Source organism: Gemmatimonadota bacterium (genome assembly GCA_021295815.1).
Lineage (GTDB): Bacteria > Gemmatimonadota > Gemmatimonadetes > Longimicrobiales > Gaopeijiaceae > JAGWBQ01.
Genome location: JAGWBQ010000007.1, coordinates 288,432 through 288,809 on the forward strand (window position 1 = coordinate 288,432; position 378 = coordinate 288,809).

The window sequence follows — 378 nt, forward strand, 5'->3', positions numbered from 1 at the left end:
ATGCGGACACGCTCGTGGTTTCGGGCAGCTTCAGCGATCCTGACGGGGACGCCTTGACGTATACGGCGTCGTCGTCGGATTTGAGCGTGGCGACGCCTGCGGTGACGGATTCGACGCTGACGGTCGAGGGGCTCGCGAAGGGCACGGCCACGATCACGGTGACGGCCGCCGATGCCGACATGACGGCCACTCAGACCTTCACGGTGACCGTGCCGAACCGGGCGCCTGTCGCGGTCGAGACGATCTTGGCCCCGACCCTTGAAGTCGGCCAGTCGGCGGCGTTCGTGGTTTCGGCCAGTTTCAGCGATCCGGACGGGGACGCCTTGACGTATACGGCGTCGTCGTCGGATTCGAGCGTGGCGACGCCTGCGGTGACGG

The 378-nt window shown here is 66.9% G+C and carries 2 protein-coding genes; one reads left to right on the top strand and one right to left on the bottom strand.

All coding sequences use genetic code 11. The annotated features are described in order from the left end of the window. A partial coding sequence (locus J4G12_04760; protein MCE2455117.1) for a hypothetical protein occupies positions 1-181 on the bottom strand: 181 nt, incomplete at its 3' end. On the opposite strand from J4G12_04760, the gene J4G12_04765 reads away from it, so the two are divergent. Beyond that, positions 180-378 (top strand): RTX toxin (locus J4G12_04765; protein MCE2455118.1); only part of this gene is annotated, 199 nt, incomplete at its 3' end. The genes J4G12_04760 and J4G12_04765 overlap by 2 nt on opposite strands.